The following is a 1,567-nucleotide window of genomic DNA, read 5'->3' on the forward strand; positions in this document are numbered from 1 at the left end:
GGGAGCGAGCCTGCTCGCGATAGCGGTGGAACAGTCACACAAGATCCCAACCAGAATCACCGCTCGCGCATCGCCTCAGTCCGCGCTTTCAACACCGGCTTGAGCAAGTAATCCAGCACACTTTTCTCCCCGGTAATGATGTCCACCGTCGCCACCATCCCTGGAATGATCAACAACGGTTTGGCATCGCCGCCCAAGTGGTTTTTATCGGTGCGCACCTGGATCAGGTAGAAGCTGTTGCCCTTGTCATCGGTGATGGTGTCGGCGCCGATCAGTTCGAGCCTGGCGCTCATCCCGCCGTAGATCGTGTAGTCGTAGGCGCTGAACTTGACCATGGCTTTCTGGCCCGGATGCAGGAAGGCCACGTCCTGGGGACGGACCTTGGCTTCGATCAGCAGGTTGTCTTCCAGCGGCACGATTTCTGCCATGTCGCTGCCCGGCTGGACCACGCCGCCGATGGTGTTGACCTTGAGTTGCTTGATCACCCCATGTACCGGCGAGACCACGGTGGTGCGGGTCACGCGGTCGTCGATGGCAATGCTCGAAGCGGTGATTTTTGACAACTCCGTGCGTTTCTCATTGAGTTCCTTGGCCGCTTCGGAGCGGAAGGATTGTTCCGATTCGTCGATCTTGCTCTTGATCTCGTTGATCGCCGATTCGGCCCGAGGAATCGCCAGGGTCGTGGCGTTGAGCGAGCCACGGATTTCCACCGCGCTGCGTTTGAGCCGCAGGATTTCCACCGGCGACACGGCCCCGGTGCGCACCAGCGGCGCCGACATGTTCATTTCCTCTTGCAGCAAGGCCAGGCTGGAACTGAACTGGCCCTGCTTGGAGCGAAACTCCGCCAGCTCCTGGGTTTTCTGGCGCAGTTGTTCGGTCAGCGTCCGCTGTTCGCTGGCCAGGCGCCGCTGCCGTTGTTCATACAGCGAGCGTTCGTCCTCGGCCACCTGCGGGGCTTTGCTGATGACTTCAGCGGAAAGTTGGAACGGCCGGCCTTCGGCTTCGGCCGACAAGCGTTCCACTTGGGCGGTCAGCGCATAACGGTCGGCCTCGCTTTCGCCCTTGTTCGATAGAAACCGCGTGTCGTCCAGGCGCAGCAGGGTGTCGCCCTTGTTCACCATCTGCCCTTCGCGCACGAAGATCTCAGTGACGATGCCGCCCTCCAGGTTCTGGATCACCTGAATCTTGCTCGAAGGAATGGCCTTGCCTTCGCCGGTGGTGACTTCCTGCAAGACTGCCAGTTTGGCCCATACCAGTGCGGTGATGATCAACCCGGCCGCCAGCCACACGGTGACCCGCGAGCGCCGGGGTGAATCCTGCAGCGCGGCACCGGCGGTTTCCGGCATGAACTCGCTTTCAGCGCTTTTGCTGAAACTGCCGAAGTAGCTTCGGGCGGCAGAATCGGGTGTTTGAGCAGACATGATGCGATACCCGCCAGTAAGAAAAAATTAATCCGAACACATACCTGTGGTTTGAGAGGGGTATCTGTGGGAGTAAGGCTTGCCCGCGATGAAGCTAATGCGGTCTCACTGGAACCGAGGCGCCTGTATCGCGGGCAAGCCTTGCT

1 protein-coding gene is annotated in these 1,567 nt (G+C 60.1%); it reads right to left on the reverse strand.

Features of this window, described 5'->3' with window-relative positions:
* Window positions 1-56: 56 nt before the first annotated feature.
* Window positions 57-1,421 (reverse strand): HlyD family type I secretion periplasmic adaptor subunit, encoded by a 1,365-nt coding sequence (locus HU811_RS26875; protein WP_092397459.1) that lies wholly within the window; start codon window positions 1,419-1,421, stop codon window positions 57-59.
* Between the last annotated feature and the right edge of the window lie 146 nt (window positions 1,422-1,567).

Source organism: Pseudomonas tehranensis, from assembly GCF_014268615.1.
GTDB lineage: Bacteria > Pseudomonadota > Gammaproteobacteria > Pseudomonadales > Pseudomonadaceae > Aquipseudomonas > Aquipseudomonas tehranensis.

Coding starts and splice junctions, on each gene's coding strand:
- HU811_RS26875 (WP_092397459.1), bottom strand. CDS start 1,421: ATGTCTGCTCAAACACCCGATTCTGCCGCCCGAAGCTACTTCGGCAGT.